This window comes from Glutamicibacter sp. FR1 (assembly GCF_047300825.1).
Taxonomy (GTDB): Bacteria; Actinomycetota; Actinomycetes; order Actinomycetales; family Micrococcaceae; genus Glutamicibacter; species Glutamicibacter nicotianae.
In genome coordinates, this window is sequence record NZ_CP178602.1 from 3,045,530 (window position 1) to 3,066,552 (window position 21,023).

At 62.2% G+C, this 21,023-nt stretch carries 20 protein-coding genes; 6 read left to right on the forward strand and 14 right to left on the reverse strand.

Features of this window, described 5'->3' with window-relative positions; genetic code table 11:
• Positions 1–309: 309 nt before the first annotated feature.
• Both ACLQ8T_RS14625 and ACLQ8T_RS14630 read right to left on the reverse strand, forming a co-directional pair.
• Positions 310–1,533, reverse strand: a complete 1,224-nt coding sequence (locus ACLQ8T_RS14625; protein ID WP_413455085.1) for an ice-binding family protein — start codon at positions 1,531–1,533, stop codon at positions 310–312.
• A gap of 188 nt (positions 1,534–1,721) precedes the next feature.
• Positions 1,722–2,351 (reverse strand): hypothetical protein, encoded by a 630-nt coding sequence (locus ACLQ8T_RS14630; protein WP_413455086.1) that lies wholly within the window; start codon positions 2,349–2,351, stop codon positions 1,722–1,724.
• A 511-nt stretch (positions 2,352–2,862) separates the two neighbouring features.
• Between ACLQ8T_RS14630 and ACLQ8T_RS14635 the strand changes: the two genes are divergently transcribed.
• Both ACLQ8T_RS14635 and ACLQ8T_RS14640 read left to right on the forward strand, forming a co-directional pair.
• On the forward strand, positions 2,863–4,299 hold the full coding sequence (locus tag ACLQ8T_RS14635) for an IS1380 family transposase (RefSeq protein ID WP_413455087.1): 1,437 nt from the start codon (positions 2,863–2,865) through the stop codon (positions 4,297–4,299).
• Positions 4,300–4,572: 273 nt separating this feature from the next.
• Positions 4,573–4,857, forward strand: a complete 285-nt coding sequence (locus tag ACLQ8T_RS14640; RefSeq protein ID WP_239543890.1) for a putative quinol monooxygenase — start codon at positions 4,573–4,575, stop codon at positions 4,855–4,857.
• A gap of 445 nt (positions 4,858–5,302) precedes the next feature.
• On the opposite strand, the gene ACLQ8T_RS14645 is transcribed toward ACLQ8T_RS14640, so the two are convergent.
• The 10 genes from ACLQ8T_RS14645 to ACLQ8T_RS14690 all read right to left on the reverse strand — a co-directional run bounded on the left by ACLQ8T_RS14645 (position 5,303) and on the right by ACLQ8T_RS14690 (position 16,362).
• On the reverse strand, positions 5,303–6,763 hold the full coding sequence (locus ACLQ8T_RS14645) for an aldehyde dehydrogenase (NADP(+)) (RefSeq protein WP_413455088.1): 1,461 nt from the start codon (positions 6,761–6,763) through the stop codon (positions 5,303–5,305).
• A 4-nt stretch (positions 6,764–6,767) separates the two neighbouring features.
• Entirely contained in the window at positions 6,768–8,222 is a 1,455-nt protein-coding gene (locus ACLQ8T_RS14650) for an NAD(P)/FAD-dependent oxidoreductase (protein ID WP_413455089.1), read from the reverse strand.
• Positions 8,219–8,485 carry a (2Fe-2S)-binding protein gene (locus ACLQ8T_RS14655; RefSeq protein WP_038993146.1) on the reverse strand — a complete coding sequence of 89 codons (267 nt, stop codon included), beginning with the start codon at positions 8,483–8,485 and terminating at the stop codon, positions 8,219–8,221. The genes ACLQ8T_RS14650 and ACLQ8T_RS14655 overlap by 4 nt, the downstream gene beginning before the upstream one ends.
• Before the next feature lie 5 nt (positions 8,486–8,490).
• Positions 8,491–9,657 (reverse strand): NAD(P)/FAD-dependent oxidoreductase, encoded by a 1,167-nt coding sequence (locus ACLQ8T_RS14660; protein ID WP_413455090.1) that lies wholly within the window; start codon positions 9,655–9,657, stop codon positions 8,491–8,493.
• 3 nt (positions 9,658–9,660) lie between these two features.
• Positions 9,661–10,350: a GntR family transcriptional regulator gene (locus ACLQ8T_RS14665; RefSeq protein WP_204723086.1), complete on the reverse strand. Its 690-nt coding sequence runs from the start codon at positions 10,348–10,350 to the stop codon at positions 9,661–9,663.
• Positions 10,351–10,381: 31 nt separating this feature from the next.
• Positions 10,382–11,329 carry an ornithine cyclodeaminase family protein gene (locus ACLQ8T_RS14670; protein ID WP_038993143.1) on the reverse strand — a complete coding sequence of 316 codons (948 nt, stop codon included), beginning with the start codon at positions 11,327–11,329 and terminating at the stop codon, positions 10,382–10,384.
• Entirely contained in the window at positions 11,326–12,327 is a 1,002-nt protein-coding gene (locus tag ACLQ8T_RS14675) for a proline racemase family protein (RefSeq protein ID WP_413455091.1), read from the reverse strand. The genes ACLQ8T_RS14670 and ACLQ8T_RS14675 overlap by 4 nt, the downstream gene beginning before the upstream one ends.
• Positions 12,328–12,412: 85 nt before the next feature.
• Positions 12,413–13,318, reverse strand: a complete 906-nt coding sequence (locus tag ACLQ8T_RS14680; RefSeq protein WP_038993140.1) for a dihydrodipicolinate synthase family protein — start codon at positions 13,316–13,318, stop codon at positions 12,413–12,415.
• A 132-nt stretch (positions 13,319–13,450) separates the two neighbouring features.
• Complete coding sequence (locus tag ACLQ8T_RS14685) at positions 13,451–14,953, reverse strand: alanine/glycine:cation symporter family protein (RefSeq protein WP_204723088.1); 1,503 nt, start codon at positions 14,951–14,953, stop codon at positions 13,451–13,453.
• Between the two features lie 212 nt (positions 14,954–15,165).
• Positions 15,166–16,362, reverse strand: coding sequence for a pyridoxal phosphate-dependent aminotransferase (locus tag ACLQ8T_RS14690; RefSeq protein WP_413455092.1), 1,197 nt, complete (start codon positions 16,360–16,362; stop codon positions 15,166–15,168).
• 239 nt (positions 16,363–16,601) lie between these two features.
• Between ACLQ8T_RS14690 and ACLQ8T_RS14695 the strand changes: the two genes are divergently transcribed.
• The 4 genes from ACLQ8T_RS14695 (at position 16,602) to ACLQ8T_RS14710 (ending at position 18,854) form a co-directional block, all read left to right on the forward strand.
• Positions 16,602–17,249: a fibronectin type III domain-containing protein gene (locus ACLQ8T_RS14695; protein ID WP_413455093.1), complete on the forward strand. Its 648-nt coding sequence runs from the start codon at positions 16,602–16,604 to the stop codon at positions 17,247–17,249.
• Positions 17,246–17,887: a metallophosphoesterase family protein gene (locus ACLQ8T_RS14700; RefSeq protein ID WP_413455094.1), complete on the forward strand. Its 642-nt coding sequence runs from the start codon at positions 17,246–17,248 to the stop codon at positions 17,885–17,887. Before ACLQ8T_RS14695 ends, ACLQ8T_RS14700 begins: the two co-directional genes overlap by 4 nt.
• A 36-nt stretch (positions 17,888–17,923) precedes the next feature.
• Positions 17,924–18,496, forward strand: a complete 573-nt coding sequence (locus ACLQ8T_RS14705) for a hypothetical protein (protein ID WP_413455095.1) — start codon at positions 17,924–17,926, stop codon at positions 18,494–18,496.
• 100 nt (positions 18,497–18,596) lie between these two features.
• Entirely contained in the window at positions 18,597–18,854 is a 258-nt protein-coding gene (locus ACLQ8T_RS14710; RefSeq protein WP_413455096.1) for a hypothetical protein, read from the forward strand.
• Between the two features lie 68 nt (positions 18,855–18,922).
• Here the strand turns inward: ACLQ8T_RS14710 and ACLQ8T_RS14715 are convergent, their stop codons facing one another.
• On the reverse strand, positions 18,923–19,408 hold the full coding sequence (locus ACLQ8T_RS14715) for a carboxymuconolactone decarboxylase family protein (RefSeq protein ID WP_413455097.1): 486 nt from the start codon (positions 19,406–19,408) through the stop codon (positions 18,923–18,925).
• 94 nt (positions 19,409–19,502) lie between these two features.
• Positions 19,503–20,801, reverse strand: a complete 1,299-nt coding sequence (gene rlmN, locus ACLQ8T_RS14720; RefSeq protein WP_239543439.1) for a 23S rRNA (adenine(2503)-C(2))-methyltransferase RlmN — start codon at positions 20,799–20,801, stop codon at positions 19,503–19,505.
• Between the last annotated feature and the right edge of the window lie 222 nt (positions 20,802–21,023).

Consider the following 21,023-nt stretch of genomic DNA (forward strand, 5'->3'; position numbering starts at 1 on the left):
TGTCAGCAGAGAGCACGAAATGCATTGTCCGCTAGAGGTGTGCGTGCGACTAGGAGCTGAGTGTTGCCTGAACGGATTCTAGATGCGTTGTGGGTCTCAGCTGAACAAAGATATGATCAAATGGTAGGTATAGGAGTGTACTTGCAAGCCTCTCATAGAGCGGGGCATCTAGTCGGAGATTGGCTGATGTCCCGCTCTATTCTTTTCTCCTTGCCCGCGCTGTCGTCAGTGAGAGTTTCTTTGCTCCACTAGCTGCAAAGCAGTGTGTCTCGGAAACTGCTGAGAGCACCAGCCTGAATATTTATGGTTTTACGCCGGCTGGATGGTGGATCGCGTTATCGTCAGCGAGCTGGTGCATGAGTAGAGATAACCGAATAGTTCTGCGCGGGACTGCATGACACCGTGAGAGTTGGCTAAGTAGATGCCTCGGTTAGTGCTTGATGATCCAAGAGTGATATCTCCGGTGCTACGCCAGTACACGTTGGCCGCTTTGGTACCTCGTGTGAAGACAACGGTGCTTCCATTGGCGGAAGTGATGGTGTTCGCGCGGAAAATGAACCGTGCGTTGGGATCGCCCTGGCCATCAAGGGTTACCGTGCCGTTGATAGTGAAGCTTCCGGTGGAACTCGTGTACACCCCTGGTCTGATTGTTCCCGAGAGCACTGGGTCTCGGATGGCAGTCGCGGGATATTTGTCCAGAGCTGCATACAAAACCATTAGGTCTGTTTTAGCGTTGCGTGCGCCGGTGGTATTGCGGTCGGTGCTTCCAGTAATGTCCCAGGGCCAGAATCCTTCAATTTTTGTTCCCGGGCTCGTGGCAACACTGCCCCAAATTGTGGTGCCGACACCCAGCGTCGGGCTGTGCTGAATGCTTTCATGTGCCATGAGCAGGTACGTGGCTGCTCTGCCCAGTGTGAGTTCGGGCAACTTCGCAACGGACCAGCTCGCCTTGGTGCGGGTTCTGGTGCTGAACGCCGCACTCGAGACTGGTACTTGGGTACCGACGATGCTTCCCGCAGCGGCTAGGCCAATAAGTGTGAGCGCAGTCCGCCGGTCTAAACGCCGTGGCGAGAGAATTTCCGTGACACCCACACGCTCTTCAGCCACTTCTTCTTCGGGTAGGTCCGGTTTCCCCTCGGAATCGTCATTTGTATCCGGGTGGCGCCCGGGACCTCTGAAAGCCAATATCAGGGCTGCTAAAGTAACTAGGCCCCAGAGAATCAACGGACCGTAATTTCCTGTGTTCAACCAGAAGCCAGGGAGCCCAATCATTGGGATCAAGATGCGTGCTTGCCCAGTAATCTGGGATCGTTTCAGTGAGCTGCTGTCGACATCGTGATTCGCATCGCCGGCAGTGACAAATGTTCCGTCGTCGTTAGCTTCCACGATGCGGTGCAGGCGTAGGCGTTCAATCCCGTCGGGTTCGGCAGCTGCTGGGCTTCGATACTGTACGACGCCGCCCATGGGTACTGGATCGTTCTCATCCCAAGGAGAGGCAACAGCCACATCGCCCGGACTGATGTGTGGTTCCATCGAGCCTGTTTGGACCATCGTCGCGTGCCAGCCAAAGAGCACCGGGACGAAAGCGATGGCGGCGAGAGTGGCTAAGGCGACGAGGTAACCTTCGGCTAGCGCAAAACCAAGTAGCCTGCCCCACCCCGGTATTCGGGGTGTTGCAGGTTTTCGGTGTTGTTTTCTATGGCCCACTCAGTGCGTTGGAGTTAGTTGGCTGGCGCGTCGCTCTGCAGTTCCCAGACCAGGTCGATACTGGTTTGGGCACCTTGCAGGGCGTCGAGCTGCGGCTGGCTCAATCCTGTAGCGTCGAAAGTCCACGTGCCACGGTAAACGGTCGATTCTCCGACGGTGCCCGTAGTCTCCCACGCAGTGGCTGTGCCGCCGGTGGCGTAGTCCTGGTTTGCTGTGGCGAGTTCTTCGAGGGAGTAGGCCTCCGGGGCGATACCAATGGGGGTGAACCCGGCGCAGTCGTCGAATGTTCCGCCGGTGCCGCGCTCGACTTTCAGTTTGATGTGCTTTTCCAAGCCTACGGCTGAGGTGGCGAGGTTCTGTACGTAGGAACGCACCTCGCCGGGAACAGTGGAGTTTGAGGTAACGACGATGCACTTGGTGCCGCTCTGTCCTGGGACAAGCTTATCGACGGTGAACGCCGCGGTGCCCTTGTCATCGTCGGTCAGTGCGACCTGGCCGGTGGCCCAAGAGTTGCCGGAGTTGCGAGTGGTGGCGGTGAAAGCGGCGTTGGACGCCTGCCACACCATGGCGCCGGCTAGCAGGATGGCTACGGGAGCCGCGGCGAAGCCGACAATTTTAGTGGTGCGAGCAGATGGATTGCGCATAGGGATACCTCAGAGTGTGGGAGTGGTGGGACGGGCCGAAGATAGGTGCTTCGTTCTCCGTTGAGGAGCTGTGGCCGCAGCTATGCTCGCCCCAAACCTTTTCTCGTTATTTGAGAGTATAACGAACGAATGTGAATCGTGGGTGTGATATCTTTCATTGATTTTTCTCTAGAAAAGTTAAGGAAAATAGCGTTTATCTTCCATTGGAAGCGTTCATAGGTCAACTGGCTGAATTCATAGGGGTAAAGGCTTCGTGCCATCGGACTTTTCGATGCTCGGGTGAATATGAGAAAGCGTTCCGGGGTGTCCCCGGAACGCTTTAGCTCGACCTCGCGAAAAGGTTATTTAGCTATGAGCGCGCGCCTGTCAGATGGATTGTGTAAGACCCCTAGCCCGGGTGTTTCATGATGGGCCACGTCATTAACTGTCATTAAAGACGAAAGAGTGATCTGAACTGGGAAAATAAAGGTGTCTAAGCCAAAATTCCATGAGTTCAAGGATCACTCTTTCAATGAACAATCATACCGGCCTTTACCCCCAGCTCCCAACCATGACCACCTCCCAGAATCTGGTGTCCCACGCAGGACTGTCCACGCTGACCGGCCTGCTCAACACCCTCGGGTTCCGTCAACTGGCCGAGGACCGGCTCAGCCAGTTCGTCCCCGCCACCGCGACCCACCGGCCAGGGAAGATGATCAGCGACCTGGTGTTGATGCTCGCCTCTGGCGGGGAACACGTGACCGATACCGATCAGCTACGCACCACTCCAGGCGTGTTCGGGCAGGTTGCCTCCGAGGCGACGTTCAGCCGCTTCTTCACCCGCCTCGCCGAGCATCCCGGCGCGTTCGACTACGCCTTCGCGACCATGCAAAGGGAGGTTCGCTCCCGGCTCTGGGCTGCCGCAGGAAAGCGTAGCCCCGCCGTCCGGGCGACCCGCACCCATCCTCTTATTGTGGATATTGATGCGTCGTTGGTGCATGTGCACTCGGATAAGGAAGGTGCCAAGGGCACTTATAAGCGCGGGTACGGCTTCGCTCCGATGATCGCCATGGCCGATTACGGCCAGGGCCACGGCACTGGCGAGGTGCTGGCGGTGAGGATGCGCCCCGGCAATAAGGGAGCCAACAGCGCGGCGGACCATATCAGCATCCTCACCGAGGCGCTGGCTCAGCTGCCCGATGATTTCTATGACCAAAACGGGTGTCTGATCGGTGAGAAGATTCTGGTCCGCACCGATAGTGCTGGTGCGTCCCGCGAGTTTTTGCACCACCTGGATGCCCTGGGTTTGCAGTTCTCCACTTCGTACGCGCTGCCGGTGGTCAATGAGCGGTTCATCGGGTGGATCAATGAGAAGAAGTATTGGGAGCCGGCGCTGACCGCCACCGGCGAGCAGCGTGAGGATGCGTGGGTGATCGACGCGACCAAGATCTTGGGGTTGAGGGATTATCCGCCGGGCACCAGGATCTATTTGCGGGCCGAGCCCCTGCATCCCGGGGCGAAGGCCAGCTTATTCGACACGGACGGGAATCGGGTGACTGCGTTTTTGACCAATGCTCCGCGGTTTGATCCGGCGTTCCTGGACGTGCGGCATCGGGCGCGGGGCCGTTGCGAGAATCGGATCAAGTCGCTGAAGGCTGCCGGGTTGGGCAAGCTGCCGTTCTTCGCGTTCGGTGCGAACCAGGCCTGGGCGAACCTGGCGATGTTCGCCTTGAACCTGGTGATATGGCTGCAACTGGCCGTGCTGCCAGCCGAGCACATAGCTGGGTGCTGGGACTTGAAGAGGTGGCGGTACCGCGTCTGGTCGCTGGCGGGGAAGCTGGTCACCGGCAGCCGCCAGCCGCGGCTCCTGGTCAACCAGGACGCGCCGGAAGCGGGGTTGGTGCTGCTGTTGCAGGAGCGGATCAGCCTGTTGGCTGGTCAGTGGCGGAATGGGCACTTGGCGGCCTGAGCCGCTGGTTCCTGGTTCTTGATTCCTTCAACAGCAATGCTTTTCGGCGGGTGGTGGCCGGCACGTGCGCCAGTGGTTGGCGCTCTTCGTCGTGCCCAGGAATGGGGAAACCCACCAGTGCGTGGCTTAGGCCGTGCGTTGGTGGGTTTCCGGGCCGTCATGAAAAAGTTGGGCTAGTCAATTGATAGAAAGAGACTAGGAAAAACACGATATGACCATCCAGAAAGACCAGGCCGAACAGAGCATGGAAAACGCTTCCGACATCGCGGAGAACTGCGAGCCAAGCCAGGCAAAGAAGAGGAAGTCGCGGAGTTTCTCCGTAGCGCGCGCTCCATTGTCGAGCAAGAAGAAGGCACGAGAGCCTGGTTCGCCTTGAAGTTCGATGCATCGACCTTCGGGATCTTTGACGTGTTCCCAGACGACGAGGCCCGCCAGGCTCACTTATCTGGAGGCGTTGGTCAGGCGCTCGCTGCCCAGGGTGCAGATCTGTTCAGCGTAGACCCGAACATTGAGAACGTCGATGTGCTTGCATATAAGCTACCCGGTGAAAACGTGTAAAGGACTAATTTGTAGTGTTTTTACCGGGTGTGCTCTTCATGGTCTGCTTTAACCCACACCGGGAAGTCAGCTGACGGCAGTTCTCGCGGTCATGACAGCTGTCGGCTACGGAATCGTGTTCCCCGGCGTGCAGTCGAACAATATCGCTGCTGGCGGTCACCTCCATCGGTGCACAACATCGAACATCGGTTGCGGCCCACTGGAACCCCGGGAACGCCTCGGCCTGGCAACTCCGTGCCCATGCAAAGATTTTCAGCATGAGAGCGTCTTTGATATTGCCTGGCCAGCCCGTTCTGGGGTCTGCCCAAGCCAGCACCGGACCGGGACCTGCACGATGAACCACGGGATGGAATGGGTCTCCGTAGCTGCTGGAGTGGACGAAAACAGCCGAGCAGATCCTGGAATCGCTCGGCCGTTTCATGAATGGGACTTCAGTTGCAGGACACTACCCCTGGCGCTGGCCATCCAGCAACCGGACCCCTTCCGCATCATCCTGCAATGCTGCAGGAAGAAGGTCTTGCGGGAAGCCCTGGTAAGCCACGGGTCGCAGGAAGCGGGTGATCGCGGCGGTTCCCACCGAGGTGGAGTTGGACACGGTGGAAGCCGGGTACGGCCCGCCGTGCTGCTGGGCGTAGGTCACCGAAACTCCGGTGGGCCACTGGTTCCAGAGCACGCGGCCTGCCTTGTTCTGCAGGATGACCAGCAGCTGTGCCACATCGTCGCCTGTTTCGCCGCAGATCGTTGCGGTGAGCTGGCCAGCGAAGCTGCTGGCGATCTCCAGCAACTGTGCCTCGTCCTTGTAGGTCACAACCAAGGCGGCGGGGCCGAAGCATTCTTCCTGCAGCGCCTGCGGGTCAGCCAGCAGCTGCTCGCCAGTGGTGACCAGCAAGGTGGGCTGGATATGGTCATTTTCCGCCTCAGGGTGCTGGGCCAGGACTTCAACTCCCTCATGGGCCTTTAGCTGCGACAAGGTCTGCAGGTAGCCGGCCTCAATACGCTCGTTGAGCAGCTTGTGAACCGCTGGCAGTTCCTTTGAAGCGAGGATCTGGGTAAAGTTCGAGTCTTCTGGAACCACCAAGGTTCCCGGCTTGGTGCAGAACTGTCCGGCCCCCATGGTGAAGGAACCGATGAACTGGTCCACGATGTCCTCGGCATTCGCCGTCGCAGCGGAGCTGGTAACGAAGACCGGGTTGTTGCTGCCCAATTCGCCGAAAAACGGGATCGGCTCCGGGCGGGCGCTAGCCTTGTCGAATAGGGCGCGGCCTCCAGGGATCGACCCGGTGAATCCAGCCGCCTTGATGCGCGGATCCTCGATGGCCGCGCTGCCTGAGGCGGTGCCGAAGATGACGGAGAAGAGACCTTCCGGAGCACCTGCTTCTTCCAGCGCGGCGGCGAAGATGGAGGCGGTGGCCTGCGAAAGCTTCGGATGACCGGAGTGCGCCTTGAGCACGACTGCATTGCCAGCGGCCAGCGCAGAGGCGGTATCTCCGCCTGCCACGGAGAAGGCGAAGGGGAAGTTGCTGGCGGCGAAGACCAGCACCGGGCCCACAGGAATCAGGATGCGGCGCAGGTCCGGGCGGGCGGCTCCCATGGGCCACTGCGCGTCGGCATGGTCGACGCGTGCATCAAAGCAGGCACCATCGCGGATGGTCTCGGCAAAGAGGCCAAGCTGGAATACTGTCCGCTTCAGCTCGCCGTGCAGACGAGGCTCGGGGAGGTTGGTTTCTTCCATGGCCATGGCCACCAGCGTATCGCCGGCTTCGGCCAGCGCAGCAGCTGCCTGCTCGATGATCCTGGCACGTTCGCCGGCCGGGATCTGGGCCCACTGTGCGCTGGCCAGCGCTGCACGCTGCAGGAGCTGTTCCAGCTGCTCAGCCGAAGTCTGTTCAATGGTGTTCTGCGGCATGTTCCTATTCCTTCGGTGATTCGTCGAGGTCTGCGATTTCGCCCAGCGGCACCGGGATCGAAATCGGTCGTTTGTAGGTGCTGGCGACAACTTGGGCGAAGCGCTCTTCCGTATCGCCGTTGGTGGCAAGGCAGGAAGCTGCATAGCCGCACACGCGGCCCTGGCACCAACCCATGCCAGCACGGGTGGTGGACTTGATGCTCCGCGCATCCGTGGCCTGCAGGTGGTCGCGAGCGTCGTGGATCTGCCCCGCGGTGACTTCCTCGCACCGGCACACCACGGTGTCTTCTTCGAGGTTCGCGCTCCAGTACTCGGGCACCGGGTGTGCCTGGTGCATGGCACGGGCGAAGGCGCGGTGGCGCTTGATGGTCTTCAACTCGCGGCTCACCAGCGCCCGGTCCGGGTACTGTCCCTGGCCCAGGGCTGCACGGTAGCCGGCGACAGTGCCTTCGGCGACTGCCAGCGCTGCTCCCCCGATGCCTGTAACCTCTCCGGCGGCAAGGATATTGGCACGGCTGGTTGCCTGGAACTGGTCCACGTCGGCTACCAGGGAACCGTCGACATCCACGTGGGTATCCACGCCGAAGGCGGTGAGCAGCTCCAGCTGGGTGGTGAAGCCGAAACCAAGGCCCACGCAGTCAACGTTCTCGATGCGCTCTTCGCTTTCGGCGATGACAGCACCTGACTTGTCGGTGCGTGCGATGCTGACAGCTTCCACCTTGTCGGTGCCGTGGATGGCGGTGATCACTGTGCTGCGCTTGTAAGGGATGCGGTGACGCAGCAAATCCCAGGCGTATCCAGCGCCCTCGACGCCCTTGGCCGGAACTGCCAGCGGTTCCTTCAGGTGCTTGAGCCATCCGGTCAGGTCGGCAGATTCGCAGATGCCCAGGACCTTGCCTCCGGCATGGGCGACGTTGCTTGCCACCGGCAGCAGGAACGGGCCGGTGCCTGCCAGCACAATCCGCTCGCCGGCAAGCACGCCCTGCCCCTTGATCAGTGCCTGCACGGCGCCCGCGGTCATGACCCCTGGGAGGTCCCAACCGGGGATGGGGATCTGCCGGTCGTAGGCGCCGGTGGCCACGACAAGCCGGTCCACAGCCAGGGTGCTCATGCCTGATTCATGGCCTGCCTCAGTTGCCTTGGTCAGCTGCAGGGTGATGGTTTCGTCGGCTTCCTGCTGGGCCATCCAGACCTGGGTATTGGGCTGGTAGGACAGGGTGCCGGTGCTGATGCCGGCATCGAATGCCTTACGCAGCGAAAGGTAGGTGGACCAGTCGTGGTGACCGGTGGAATCCGACTTCACGCCTGGTTGCTCGTAGCGGTGGCGCCAGTACTGGCCGCCTGGCTGGTCGTTGGCGTCGATGCAGGTCACGCGCGCCCCGTGGGCCAGTGCGTTGGCCGCAGCGGCAAGACCCGCAGGCCCGGCGCCGATCACTGCCACATGGATCTGCTGGCTCATGCGCGCTCCTTGGCGGTGTCAGTATCGATCTGCTGCCCCTCGCACACGCGCACCATGCAGGCGCGCTGGTTCGGCACTGAGTCGATGGTGACCAGGCAGTCGAAGCAGGCGCCGATGCCGCAGAACAGGCCGCGGGGGCGCTCGTTGTTGCGGGTGCTGCGCCAGGCGGTAGTGCCCTGGGAGATCATCGCGCCGGCCACGGTGGTGCCGGTCTCAACGGTGACAAGGGACGAATCGATGCTGATGGTGATTGGTTGCTCCATGGGATTCACGACTCCTGCTTCACTAGTGGGTGTTCGGCAAATCGGTGCGGGGCGAAGGGCGCAAGGTCCAGGTCGGCAGTTTGCCCAGCCAGGGCCTGGGCCAGCAGCTTGCCGGTGCCTACCGACAACCCGATACCGGCGCCCTCGTGCCCGGCCGCATGCCACAGCCCCGGCGCGCGCTCGTCGTGCCCGATCACCGGCAGGTGGTCGGGGCAGTAGGGGCGGAAGCCGTGGTAGTGGCGCATGATCTTGACGTCGCGCAGGAACGGGAAGAGGCCGATCGCATTGTTGGCCATCTGCTTCAGCGCGCTGAGGTTCACCGAGCCGTCGAAGCCCACGCGCTCGCGGCTGGAGCCGATCAGGATGGAGCCCGCAGGGGTGCCTTCGACCACCGGGGAGCTTTGCAGCCCGGCATCCGAGCTGCCGACGTTATCCACGTACTCGGCGGCGTAGACCTTGTGGAAGACCTTCGGCGGCAGCGGTTCGGTGACCATGACGAAGCCCTTGCGCGGGTTCACCGGCACCGCCACCTCGGCCAGGCCGGCGATTGACGAGGCCCAGGTGCCGGTGGCGTTCACGATATTGCCTGCGGCGAAGGCGCCGGCGGTGCTGTCCACGCCGATGACCCGCCCGTTGCTCCGGCGCAGCGCGGTGACCTGGGCGTTGGGGACGAACTTCGCCCCCGCATCACAGGCGAGGCGGAGCAGCCAGGAGGCCGCCAGCATGGGCTGGACCTGGCTGTCCTGCGGGTAGTAGGCCGCGGACAGGGCATCGGGACTGATGTGCGGTTCTGCCGACAGCAGCTGGTCGCGGTCCAGGATCTCGGCAACTACGCCGTTGCTGCGCTGTGCGGTGGTCAGACGGTCAAGCGAAGCCTGTGAGGATTCCTGCGAGGCGACAACCAAGCCGCCCTTGGCCTCGAATTCCCATAGGTGCGCGAATTCAGCCAAATCGTTCTTCCATACGCCCAGAGAGTACTGCGAGAGCTCCAGCTCCGGGCCCAGCTCCTTGTCGCTGAGCAGGATGTTGCCCTCGCAGCGCGAGCTGGTACCCGATGCAGGTCCGGCCCGGTCGAGAACTACGACGCTCAGCCCCTGCTGGGCGGCGAAATAGGCGATGGCGCTGCCGATGATGCCGGCGCCGATGATGAGAACGTCAGTGCCTTGAGCCATTCATTAGTCCTTGCGTTTGACCTCGTCGTTCGGGTCTCCGACATTCCAGAAACCGCGGGCGTGCGAGATGTGCTTGATCAGTAGTGCGTGCAGCGCCGTGCTGTCGCCCGTTTCCATGAGCTTGACCATTTGCAGGTGCTCAGCGGCCATGGTGGTCAGCTTGCGCTCGCGCATCAGTGACTTCAGCCCGTACTGCCTGGTGCGCATGCGGTAGCTGGTGGCCAGGTCGACCAGTTCCGCATTGCCGCAGGGTGTCATGAGCTCGTGGTGGAACGCGCGGTCGGCGCTGAGGTAGCCGTCGATATCGTCGGCCTGCGCTGCGTCGACGATGACTTTCGCCATCTGCGTCAGCTTCGCAATGTTGGCCTTCGTGTGGTTTTCTGCGGCCAGACGGGTGGCTTCCGGCTCGATCAGCAGACGGATCGCTGCGATGTTCTCCAGCTCCGTGTCGGTCATGCCGGTGACCCTGAACCCCTTGTTCTTGATGGTTTCAACTAAGCCCTCGCGGGTCAGGTCCATCATCGCTTCGCGAACCGGGGTGGCCGAGACCCCCAGTGCATCGCCTAGCACGGGCGCAGAGTAGAGCTGGCCCTCAACCAAGTCTCCGGAGATGATCGCGGCACGCAATTTTTCTGCCACGGTCTCCCGCAGGCTGCGGCGCTCGTTCAGTGGTTCCAGTGCCAAGGCGTTCATGGCTCCCCCATCATATGTAGCTGCTATCGACTTACTGCAATGCTACATTGCATAAATCCACCGCCGCGCTGGCCATGGCCAGATCCTCCCAAGCCATGCCGACACCGGTGTACACCGCGGGACGGCCCGGTGTGCGGGTGAACTTTCCGAGCACTAGCTCCTGCACGTTCAGCGGCGCCTGGCCATGCCATGCACCGTCGGCATGCAGGTCGACCGCGTTGCCGTTTTCGCGGATCGCTGAGGCACGGCCTTCGAGCACCACGTCGCTGCGAAGCATCAGCTGGGCATCCAGTTCACGATGCTCCAGCCCGTGCTGGCCGATGGCCGCAACCAGCGCGTGGGAGGCGACCCTCGAACCGTCGAAGAGCGGGGTCGGCGAGGAACTGGCACAGATGATCACATCCGCCTGTTCAATGGCCGGATTCTGGCTTGCAACAACGCCGATGCCCTCGGCCCGCAACTCATTTGCGGCAGCCTGCGCCTTATCCAGGCTGCGTCCTACGAGCGCGAACTGCGAGCTGGAGTACAGAGCATGGAAGTAGCGGATATGGTTCTTGGCCTGGATGCCAGTGCCGTAGACCAGCACCTGCGGCTTGGAGCTGAAGAATGCGGTGGCTCTGGCCATCTCGCGCAGCGCCAACACCGTCGTGCCAGGGGTGCGCAGCGCGGTGAGCACGGTACCGTCGAGCACTGCCAGCACCGCGCTGGTCTCAGCGTCGAACAACAGGTATGAACCCTGGATCTTGGGCAGGCCCGCCGCGGTGTTCTGCGGGTCGATGGTCAGCACCTTGACGCCGTTGCGCTCGGTTCCCAGCGCCGGCATGATCAGGAACTCGCCACGCTGGGTCGGTGCGAATAAGCGCGGGGAATCCAGTTCCGGATCCAGTCCCGCGGCCAGTGCATCGGCCAGGATCTGCACGGCGGTGGCCGGGTCGATCTTCTCGGTGAGGGTCGCCTCGTCGAAGTAGGGCAGGTTCATAGGATGAATCCTTCCGGGAATGGATCGGTGGGATCCAGGAAATACTGTGCGGTGCCGGTGACCCAGGCGCGTCCGGTGACTGTCGGGATCACTGCGGGCTTGCCACCGACGGTGGTGGTGCCCACCAGCCGGCCAGTGAACTGCGAGCCGATGAACGATTCGTTCACGAAGTCGGTCTCCAGCTCCAGTTCACCGCGGGCGTGCAGCTGCGCCATGCGCGCGCTGGTTCCGGTGCCGCAAGGCGAGCGGTCGAACCAGCCAGGGTAGATGGCCATGGCGTGGCGCGAGTGCTCGGCGTCGGAGTCCGGGGCCTTGAGATAGACGTGGTGGCAGCCGCGGATGTCATCGCGTTCGGGGTGCACCGGTTCGTCCTGCTCGTTGATGGCTGCCATGATTGACAGCCCTGCCTCGATCAGCTCCTGCTTGCGCTCGCGCTCGAAGGGCAGCCCGATGGATTCCAAGTCGACCACGGCGTAGAAGTTCCCGCCAAAGGCAAGGTCGTAGTTGACGGCGCCCAGGCCCGGAACCTGCACCGAGGCGTCCAGCCTGTCCGCGAAGGATGGGACGTTCTTGATCGTCACCGCGGTGGCATGGCCGTCGTTGACCTGCACGGAGGCGATGACCAGGCCGGCCGGGGTGTCCAATCGAATCTCTGTGACAGGCTCCACTACCTCGACCATCCCGGTTTCCACCAGCACGGTGGCTACCCCGATCGTTCCGTGCCCGCACATCGGCAGCAGGCCTGAGACCTCAATGTACAACACGCCGTAGTCAGCGTCATCCCTGGTGGGAGGCTGCAGGATAGCGCCGCTCATGGCTGCGTGGCCGCGTGGTTCATTCATCAGCAACTTGCGGATGTGGTCGCTGTTTTCCATGAACCACAGGCGGCGTTCGGCCATGGTCTTGCCTGGAATCGTTCCTACTCCACCGGTGATGACCCTGGTGGGCATGCCTTCGGTGTGGGAATCAACAGCGTGAAATACACGGGTGGTGCGCATTGAAGTCCTTAGTGGAATTGGTGGGCTAAGCCGATGCCAAGGGAAATTCTGGGCCCCCTCGGCACCGGCTGGCAAGTCATGCTGTTTACTTGTATCCGTGGGCCAGCGCGGCTTCGGTGTCAGCGGTGATCGCCTTGCGGAATTCGGCGCTCAGCGGGCCGCGCGGCGGACGGCATGCGCCGCCCTTCAATCCGGCGATGTCCATGGACAGCTTGATGGCCTGGACGAACTCGGTCTTGGTGTCCCAACGCAGCAGCGAGTGCGATTCGCGGTACAGGGCCTTGGCCTTCTCCAAGTCGTTCAGATCCCCGCTGGTGGACAGGTTGTACAGTTCCATCATGGTCTGCGGGAAGGCGTTGGTGTAGCCCGAAACCCAGCCCACGGCGCCGGCGATGCCCATTTCCAGCACACTGTCGTCGGTGCCGATCAGCAGGTCCAGTTCTGGAACCAGTTCGCTGATTTCGTAGGCGCGGCGCACATCGCCGGTGAATTCCTTGACGCCCACGATGTATCCCGCCTCGAACAGGCGGGCGATCAGCTTCGGGGTCAGGTCCACCTTGGTGTCGATCGGGTTATTGTAGGCAACCACCGGCAGCCCGACCTCGGCCACCAGACGGTAGTGCTCCATGACCTCGTCGTCGTTGGCGCGGTAGATATTCGGTGGCAGCAGCATCACCGAGGAAGCACCCGCTTCTGCGGCCTGGTTGGCCCAGTGGCGTGCCTGCAGGCCGCCGTAGGAGCCAATGCCTGCCATGACGGTGAAGCCGTCCGGTGCCGCTTGGACCGCGGTAGTGATGACGCGGGCGCGCTCTTCTTCGGTCAGTGCCTGGTACTCGCCCAGCGAGCCGTTCGGTGCGATTCCGTCGCATCCGTTGGCGGCCAAGAAGGCTACGTGCTCTGCAAAGCCGTCGTAGTCAACGCTCAGGTCTTCGTTGAATTGCAGCGACGATGCTACGTGTACACCCTGCCATGGCTTCCGGGTCTGAGACATCTTTGATCTTCCTTTCAATGAAGTTTGTGATGAGGTGGGGTTGAGCCCCGCCACCGGGGTTCTATGTGCGATCCACTACATCTAAGGTACTATGTACAATTTTACAGTGCAATAGCAGAAGCGAATTATTTTCTAGTTCCCTGTTCCGTCGAGATCATCGCGCTGAATCAGGGGCGCGTGCTCGGTGGTCACGTAGCCGCGCTCGCGCTCGATGGCACGCACCTTCCAGTACTCTGCGCCTTCGATGCCCAGCGGGCGCGGGTCGAAATGCACTTCCCCGCCCAGCTTGCGCTGGCGGTCGTAGTCGCGGATCACCTTGCGGACCACCGGCGCGAGGAACAGCAGGCAGACCATGTTGACCCAGCCCAGTGAAGCGTAGCCGATATCACCCAGCGTCCAGATCACTGCAGCGGATTCCACCGAACCGTAGAAGGTCATCGCCATCATGCCCAGCTTCAGCAGAATTGCTGCCACCGAGCCCGGCTCCTTGCCGAAAAGGAATACCAGGTTGGTGTGAGCGATGTAGTAGAACGCAACTAAGGTCGTGAAAGCGAAGAAGAACAGCGCGATGGCGACAAAACCTGGACCGAAGCCCGGAAGAACCTGGTCAACGGCATTCTGGGTGTACCCCGCGCCGGCCTCGACGCCGGGGAGGTTTTCCACCACGGTGCCGCCATCGGAGGAGAAGACGTTGTAGGAGCCGGTGATCACGATCATGATGCCGGTTGCGAAGCAGACCACCACGGTGTCGATAAAGATCGAGAATCCCTGCAGCAGGCCCTGGGTCGCAGGGTGGTTTGCCGAAGCCGCGGCCGAACCGTAGGTACCTTCGCCGACGCCGGCGACATTGGAGAACACGGCGCGGCGCACGCCCCAGGCCACAGCCATGCCAGCCATCCCCCCGAAGAGCTCATGCAAGCCAAAGGCGCTCTCGAAGATCAACCGCAGTGCTGGAATGATTTCGGAGTAGTTGGCAGCGACGACAACTAGGGCCACCACGATGTAGCCCAGCGCCATGAATGGGACCATCAAATCCACGGCCTTGACCAGGCGCTTGGTGCCACCGAAGATGACCACGCCGAGAATGCCAGTGACAACCACGGCGCTGACCCACGGGTCGATGCCGAAGGCGTTCTTCATGCTGGCAGCGATGTTGTTCGACTGCACGCCGGGGAACACGATACCGTAGCCGACAGCTGTCATGACCGCGAGAACTGCCGCCAGCCACTTGAGGCGTAGACCGAACTTCACGTAGAACGGCATGCCGCCGCGATGCTCGCCGTTGACCTTCCGCTTGAAGACTTGGGCCAGGGATGATTCCGCGAAGGAGCTTGCAGCTCCGAGCAGCGCGCAGACAACCATCCAGAACAGCGCGCCCGGTCCGCCCGCAGCGATCGCCGTTCCGACTCCGGCGATGTTTCCCACGCCCACGCGTGAGGCAATGGTCAGCAACAGGGCCTGGAGCGGGGCAATCCCAGCATCGTCCACCTTGGGCTTGAAGAGCAGGGTGAGGGTATGTGGCAGCAACCTGAATTGCGCGCCAAGGGTAAGAACAGTGAAGAACAGTCCGACCGCCAGGGCGAAATACGCCATGGGATTCCAGAGTCCATCACTAATCGCGGTCAAAGTTTCCATGTATTTTCCTCAGAGCATTCGAAGATATCGCATCGAGGTGAGACGCTTGCGGAGTAAGTTGGATCACAACATGTAAAATGGTACATAACACTGTTACTAGCTGACAATGGTCCCGAGGAATTTTCTCAACGGAATTCTCTCGTTGCTGGCGCACGAAAACAGCAGCCAAACGCGGTCAGCGTTTGGCTGCTGTTTTCGTGCACTATGAAGGACTAATCCGCCGGAAGCGCCTGGCGCAAAAACGCGGCCACCCGTTCCACGGCTTCTGCCACGCGCTCATATCCGGCCGCGAACGACAAGCGGATGAACAGGTGCCCCTCGAACGGATCGAAGTCGCCTCCCGGGGTCAGCGCCACATGCGCATGTTCCAAAACCGCCTGGCAGTACTGGCCCGCTGAACCGAAATGCTCCAGGACTTCGGGAGCCAACCGGCCATAGAGGTAGAAGGCCCCATCAGCGGGAGCCGCCTCGCTGGTCCCCAGGCTGCCCAGGTGCTCCAGCACGTGGGCCCGGGTGCGGGCGAACTCGGCCACGCGCTCATTGGCTTCATCCAGGCTCGGCTGCTCGAAGGCGGCCACCACCGCACGCTGCGCCGGCGCCGGAGCGCACAGTGCAAGGTTCGAAGCCAGCGCGTCAACGGTGGCCACCAGGTCATCGGGCACGATCATCCAGCCCAGACGCCAGCCAGTCATCCCCCAGTATTTGGAGAAAGAGGAGACCACGATGGAGGTGCGGGAGAACTCCCACGAGGTGTGGCCCTTGCGGTCCGGGACGAACTCGATGCCGTGGTAGATTTCGTCGCTGACCAGCCGCACGTCATTGGCTTCGCACCAGCTGGCCAACTCCGAGAGCTCCTGGGCGCTGAACATGGTTCCGGTGGGATTATTCGGCGAGGCGATCACCAGACCATCCAGGCGGCCATGCTGCGTCTTGGCCGCTTCGAGCAGCTGGACGGTGGGCTGGAAACGCTGTGCCGCGCCGGTGGGCAGGTCCACCACTTCCAGTCCTAGGGCACCGAGGATGTTTGCGTAGGCCGGGTAGCCGGGGCGGGCCAGCGCCACCACGTCTCCGGCATCGAAGGCCGCCAGGAACGAGAGCTGGAAGGCTCCGGAGGACCCGGTGGTCATCACGAAGTTCTTGGCCGGGATCTGCACCCCATAGGTATCGAGGTAGTGCTGGGACAGCGCCTGGCGGGTTTCGAGCAGGCCCGCGGTGGAGGTATACCCGAAGTCGGCGTGCCCGGCATGCAGCTGGGCGGCCAGCTCATTGACCGCAGCTGGCGCGCCGCCGCCGGGTTCGCCCACGCACAAGGAGATCACGTCGTGCCCAGCGGTACGCATCGTGGCGACCTTCTCGACAATCTGCATCACTTCAAAGGGGGCTACCTTGGAACGCTGGGAGGCTTGCACTATTTGTCCTTCTTTCCGCAGGCATCGAAGAACCGGAGCATCCTCGCCGCGGCCTTCTGCGCTATCTGCTTCAAGGCTATCGGCTCCAGCGTGGCATTGCGCCCAAGGACAGCCGGTGAGCAGGCTCACTGTCCCGGTTCACCCTCCGTTTGCCTCCCCTCAACCGTTGGAGCATTCGCCCCGAGCATCCTCGAGGTATCCGCCTATTGCAGGCGACACCTCGCACAGGAGAACGAACCATGAACAAGCCATTCTCAGCCGCCCTGGCCGCCGCAGTATTGCTCCCCCTGGCCCTGGCGCCAACCGCCGGAGCGGCAGCCTCGCCTGCAACCGCGGCTGCTGCCCTTCCGGCGGCAGTTGCCAAGGACCCCTCACCGGGGTTCCGCGTATTGCCATATTTGCAAGCCCCTTCTTCCACCTCGATGACCATCAACTGGATCAGCGAAACCGATGAGCCGGGCACCATCGGCATGAGCGGACCGGGCCTGGGCAAGTCCGGCCAGCAGAGCAGCGAGCCGGCATACCTGGATCTCATGGAATACACCCAGGCCGAGCTCGATGAGCAGATCGCGGGCTTGGAGCAGGGCTCGTGGCTGAAGTCGAATTCGAATTACAAGCACTCGGTGACCTTCGAAGATCTCAAGCCGGGAAAGACCTACAACTACACGGTGACCCAGTCCGGCGAAACCCACAGTGCGGCTTTCAAGACGGCGCCGAAGGGCGACGCTTGGAAGAACGTGCGCATCATTGCGTTCTCCGATTCCGAGACCGAGCCGCGCGGACGCACCGAGCATCGCGAATGGGAACTCTCTCCGGTCAACGGCTACACCGCGGATTCGCTGCAGCGCCCGGGTGCGGGATCTGCCTGGGACCAGAGTTCGGCATGACCACCCGCTACGGCCAGCCGACCCTGCGCTACTTGCTGGACCAGTCCGCCGCCTTCAACGAGAACCTCAAGCACATCCAGGCCGCCGATCCGGACCTGGTCATGATGGCTGGCGACCTCACCCAGGGTTCGGGCTACCAGCCGGCCTGGGATGAGTTCTTCGGCCATGTGGCCGGGGAGCATTCGGACCTGGCCTCCAATGTCCCGCTGCTTCCGGCGCTGGGCAACTGGGAAACCTATGCCGCGCTGAACGGCGGCTACGGCACGGATGCCGGCCGCACCCCGGCGGTCATTTCGCGCAACCGCTTCCTGGATTACTTCTCGCTGCCGCGGGATCCGCAGCACCCCGAGTACAAGGGCTCCTACTACCGGGTGGATCACGGGCCGGTCACCGTGATGACCTTGGATTCCACCAACGGCCGCCCGGAGGAGAACACCAAGACCGGCAAGCTGTCCGGTGAGAAGTTCTTGGGCGATAACACGAATATGGACGCAGAGAAGCTGTCCACCGATACCCAGGGCGAGTTCACCTTCGAGTCCTACGTCCAGGGCTTCAAGGAGCTTTTCCCCGGATCCACCTATAAGGACGTGGACCTGCCGAACATGGATGCCGCTTCGGCGCAGTGGGCTTGGGCCTAGAAGCAGCTGGCCGATGCCCGCGCCAAGGTCCAGATCGTGCTGCTCCAGTTCCACCACGCGGCCTACCCCAACGGCGTGCACGGCACCCTGCCCAACCATGAGCACCCGGATATCCAGTCGGGCACCGCAATGCGCGCCTACACTCCGATGTTCGAGGAGCACGGCGTGGCAGCGGTGATCTCCGGCCACGATGAGATGTTCGAGCGTTCCTGGGTGGATGAGGACGGCGACGGACGCGGTTTCCACTCCTATGACGTCGGAGTGGCAGCCGATGGCCTGCGCGGTGAGAAGCTGGTGCAGAATGCCGAAGGCGAGTACGAGCCGTTGCGCTTCAACTCGCATTCGCAGTGGTCGGCCCCGGCCGATGAACCGGAAACCTGGGCCGAGGATGCCAACGGCGTTCCGCAGCTGGTCTCCGGCGGCGTGCACTACGGGCACCTGCAGATCGACGTGGCCAATACCGCGCAGGGCGCCGAGCTGACCTTGGCCCCCGTGCTTATCTTCCCGCTGCTGGATTCGCAGTACCAGCTGGAGAAGACCGAGCGGCGGGCCTATGACGATGTCGTGCGCTTCGCGGTAGGCAAGGACGGGGTGCCACTGGCAAAGTAGCTCTGGCGGAGCAGGCGACTTGTCGCCATGGCTGCAGGTAGTGGACTATTGAAGTGAGCAAAGGCCACTGAGCGCAGCAGCGCAGGGAGCAGGACAAGACATGAGTGAACAGCGCGTTTTCAAGGCAGTAGTCGCCAAGGAAGCCGGCTGGTGGAACATCTGGGTTCCCGAATTGGATCATGTGACTTCCACCCGCAAGTCGCGCAAGATCTCCCTCTACACCCGCTCCTTGATCGCAGCGGTGCTGGGCATCGAGGAACCCTCGTTCCGTGTCGAGCGCGAACTGGTTTCTGCGGGTGAATTCGAGCGCCGCTTCACCGAAGCCGTGCGCGCAGCCAGCCCGCAGGAAAAGCTGTAGGCTGAACGCCCAGCGCGCATCCGATGCAAAGGCCGCCGTATCCCCAAGCGGGATACGGCGGCCTTTGGCTATTTGCCCGTGGTGCCCAGTTCGCGTTCCTTGACCGGGTGGCGCGAAAGGATGGAAATCCGGTTGAAAGCGTTCATGGCGATGGCGATCCACTGGATCGCGGCCACCTGCTCATCGCTCAGCACCAGCCGGGCCGATGCCACCGCTGCAATCCGTTCTTCCGGGTTAGGCAGGTCGGTGGCTGCTTCGGCGATGGCCAATGCTGCACATTCTTCTTCGGTGAACAATCCCCCGCATTCATCCCAGGTGCGCAGCAGGGTGATCCGCTGCAGGCTTTCGCCGGCCTCCAGTGCCTTGCGCGCATGCAGGTCCAGACAGTAGGCGCAGCCATTGATCTGGGATACGCGCAGGTTGACCAGTTCGGCGGTGCGGTCGCTGATTCCGGCGGCGCGGTAGGAGTTGGCGACATCTTTGGAGAATCGGCCAATCGAGGTCCATAGCTCAGGATTGGTCTTGTCGAGGAGCATCGGGTCTGAAACGGCCATAGTTGAACCATACATCCACGTGCAGCCCTCCTGCCCGAAGGCATCCGGTTAAAGAACCGTGGAGACCAGCGAAAGCTGGTCTCCACGAATTTTGCTACTTGTCGCCGTCGGCGGCCAGCTGGCCGCAGGCGCCGTCGATTTCCTTGCCGCGGGTATCTCGCAACGTGGTCGGCACGCCCAGCTCGTCCAGGCGGCGCACGAACTTCGACGTGATATCAGGTTCGCTGCGGGTCCAGATGGAGCCCGGCACCGGGTTCAGCGGAATCGGGTTCACGTGCACCCAACCGCGACCGCGGGCGTTGAGCTTCTTGGCCAGCATTTCCGCGCGCCACTCGTGGTCGTTCATGTCCTTGATCAGCGCGTACTCGATCGAGACACGGCGTCCGGTCTTCACGTAGTAGTCGTAGGCGGCATCCAGCGCCTCGTCGACTTTCCAGCGCGAATTCACCGGGATCAGTTCGTCGCGCAGCTCGTCATCCGGAGCATGCAGGGACAACGCGAAGGTCACCGGCACGTCTTCGTCGGCGAGCTTGCGGATCGCCGGAACCAGGCCGACGGTGGAAACGGTAATGCCACGGGCGCTCATGCCCAGGCCTTCCGGGGCCTCGGCGACCATGCGGTGCACGGCGTTCATCACGCGCTTGTAGTTGGCCAGCGGTTCGCCCATGCCCATGAACACGATGTTGCCCACACGCTCATCCGGGTGCTTCTGGCCGCCCAGGCCGCCTTCGGCGATCACGCGGTTGGCCTGGACGATCTGGTCCAGGATCTCCGCGGTGGACATGTTGCGGGTCAAGCCCGCCTGGCCGGTGGCGCAGAACGGGCAGTTCATGCCGCAGCCGCACTGCGAGGAAATGCACAGGGTGATGCGGCCCGGGTAGCGCATCAAGACGGACTCGACCAGCGAGCCGTCGAACAGGCGCCAGAGGAACTTGATGGTCTTGCCATCATCGGTTTCCAGCCGCTTGACCTCGGTGAGCAGCTTCGGGAACATCGCCTGGACGAGTTCCTCCCGACCGTTCTTCGGCAGGTCACTCATCTTCTCCGGGTCGGTGGTGTAGTGCTGGAAGTAATGCACGGAGAGCTGCTTGGCGCGGAAGCCCGGCAGTCCCAGTTCCTTCAACTTGGCCTGGCGTTCGGCCAGGGACAGGTCGGCCAGGTGCGTTGGCGGCTGGGAGACGCGGCGCTTGGTGGAGAACTGCAGCTCCGGACGGCCATCGGCACCCATCTCCTGCTTCCAGCCTTCGGCGGTCGGCACGACCTGGGCGCGGCCTTCGGCTTCGGCTCGGGACTTGGAGATGCGCAGCTGCTGGGCGCGCTGGGCCGCGGCCTGCTCGTTGCGCAGCGCCTTGCGTTCTTCGGCGGAAAGTGGGGTGGAATCGATGGAAGTCATTGCTACCTATTGTTTCATGTATCCGCGAGAGTTTGGCGGTGAGTTTGGGCACGCGCGAAGCAGTGCCGCACCGCCAATCTACCGGCGGCGCGGCACGGCTGCATACGGGTATTCAGTACTTGAAGGATTCCTTCAGGTGGGCAATGTTGCCCACGGCCCCGGCCAGGTCCCTGCCCCCCCAGGCATCTGCTGGTGGCAGCGGCAGGGCGGTCCTGGCTCCAG

Bases quoted from the DNA above. Each gene is read 5' to 3' on its own strand.
- ACLQ8T_RS14625 (WP_413455085.1), bottom strand. From the start codon at position 1,533: ATGGAACCACACATCAGTCCGGGCGATGTGGCTGTTGCCTCTCCTTGG.
- ACLQ8T_RS14630 (WP_413455086.1), bottom strand. From the start codon at position 2,351: ATGCGCAATCCATCTGCTCGCACCACTAAAATTGTCGGCTTCGCCGCG.
- ACLQ8T_RS14635 (WP_413455087.1), top strand. From the start codon at position 2,863: ATGAACAATCATACCGGCCTTTACCCCCAGCTCCCAACCATGACCACC.
- ACLQ8T_RS14645 (WP_413455088.1), bottom strand. From the start codon at position 6,763: ATGCCGCAGAACACCATTGAACAGACTTCGGCTGAGCAGCTGGAACAG.
- ACLQ8T_RS14650 (WP_413455089.1), bottom strand. From the start codon at position 8,222: ATGAGCCAGCAGATCCATGTGGCAGTGATCGGCGCCGGGCCTGCGGGT.
- ACLQ8T_RS14655 (WP_038993146.1), bottom strand. From the start codon at position 8,485: ATGGAGCAACCAATCACCATCAGCATCGATTCGTCCCTTGTCACCGTT.
- ACLQ8T_RS14660 (WP_413455090.1), bottom strand. From the start codon at position 9,657: ATGGCTCAAGGCACTGACGTTCTCATCATCGGCGCCGGCATCATCGGC.
- ACLQ8T_RS14665 (WP_204723086.1), bottom strand. From the start codon at position 10,350: ATGAACGCCTTGGCACTGGAACCACTGAACGAGCGCCGCAGCCTGCGG.
- ACLQ8T_RS14670 (WP_038993143.1), bottom strand. From the start codon at position 11,329: ATGAACCTGCCCTACTTCGACGAGGCGACCCTCACCGAGAAGATCGAC.
- ACLQ8T_RS14675 (WP_413455091.1), bottom strand. From the start codon at position 12,327: ATGCGCACCACCCGTGTATTTCACGCTGTTGATTCCCACACCGAAGGC.
- ACLQ8T_RS14680 (WP_038993140.1), bottom strand. From the start codon at position 13,318: ATGTCTCAGACCCGGAAGCCATGGCAGGGTGTACACGTAGCATCGTCG.
- ACLQ8T_RS14685 (WP_204723088.1), bottom strand. From the start codon at position 14,953: ATGGAAACTTTGACCGCGATTAGTGATGGACTCTGGAATCCCATGGCG.
- ACLQ8T_RS14695 (WP_413455093.1), top strand. From the start codon at position 16,602: ATGAACAAGCCATTCTCAGCCGCCCTGGCCGCCGCAGTATTGCTCCCC.
- ACLQ8T_RS14700 (WP_413455094.1), top strand. From the start codon at position 17,246: ATGACCACCCGCTACGGCCAGCCGACCCTGCGCTACTTGCTGGACCAG.
- ACLQ8T_RS14710 (WP_413455096.1), top strand. From the start codon at position 18,597: ATGAGTGAACAGCGCGTTTTCAAGGCAGTAGTCGCCAAGGAAGCCGGC.
- ACLQ8T_RS14715 (WP_413455097.1), bottom strand. From the start codon at position 19,408: ATGGCCGTTTCAGACCCGATGCTCCTCGACAAGACCAATCCTGAGCTA.
- rlmN (WP_239543439.1), bottom strand. From the start codon at position 20,801: ATGACTTCCATCGATTCCACCCCACTTTCCGCCGAAGAACGCAAGGCG.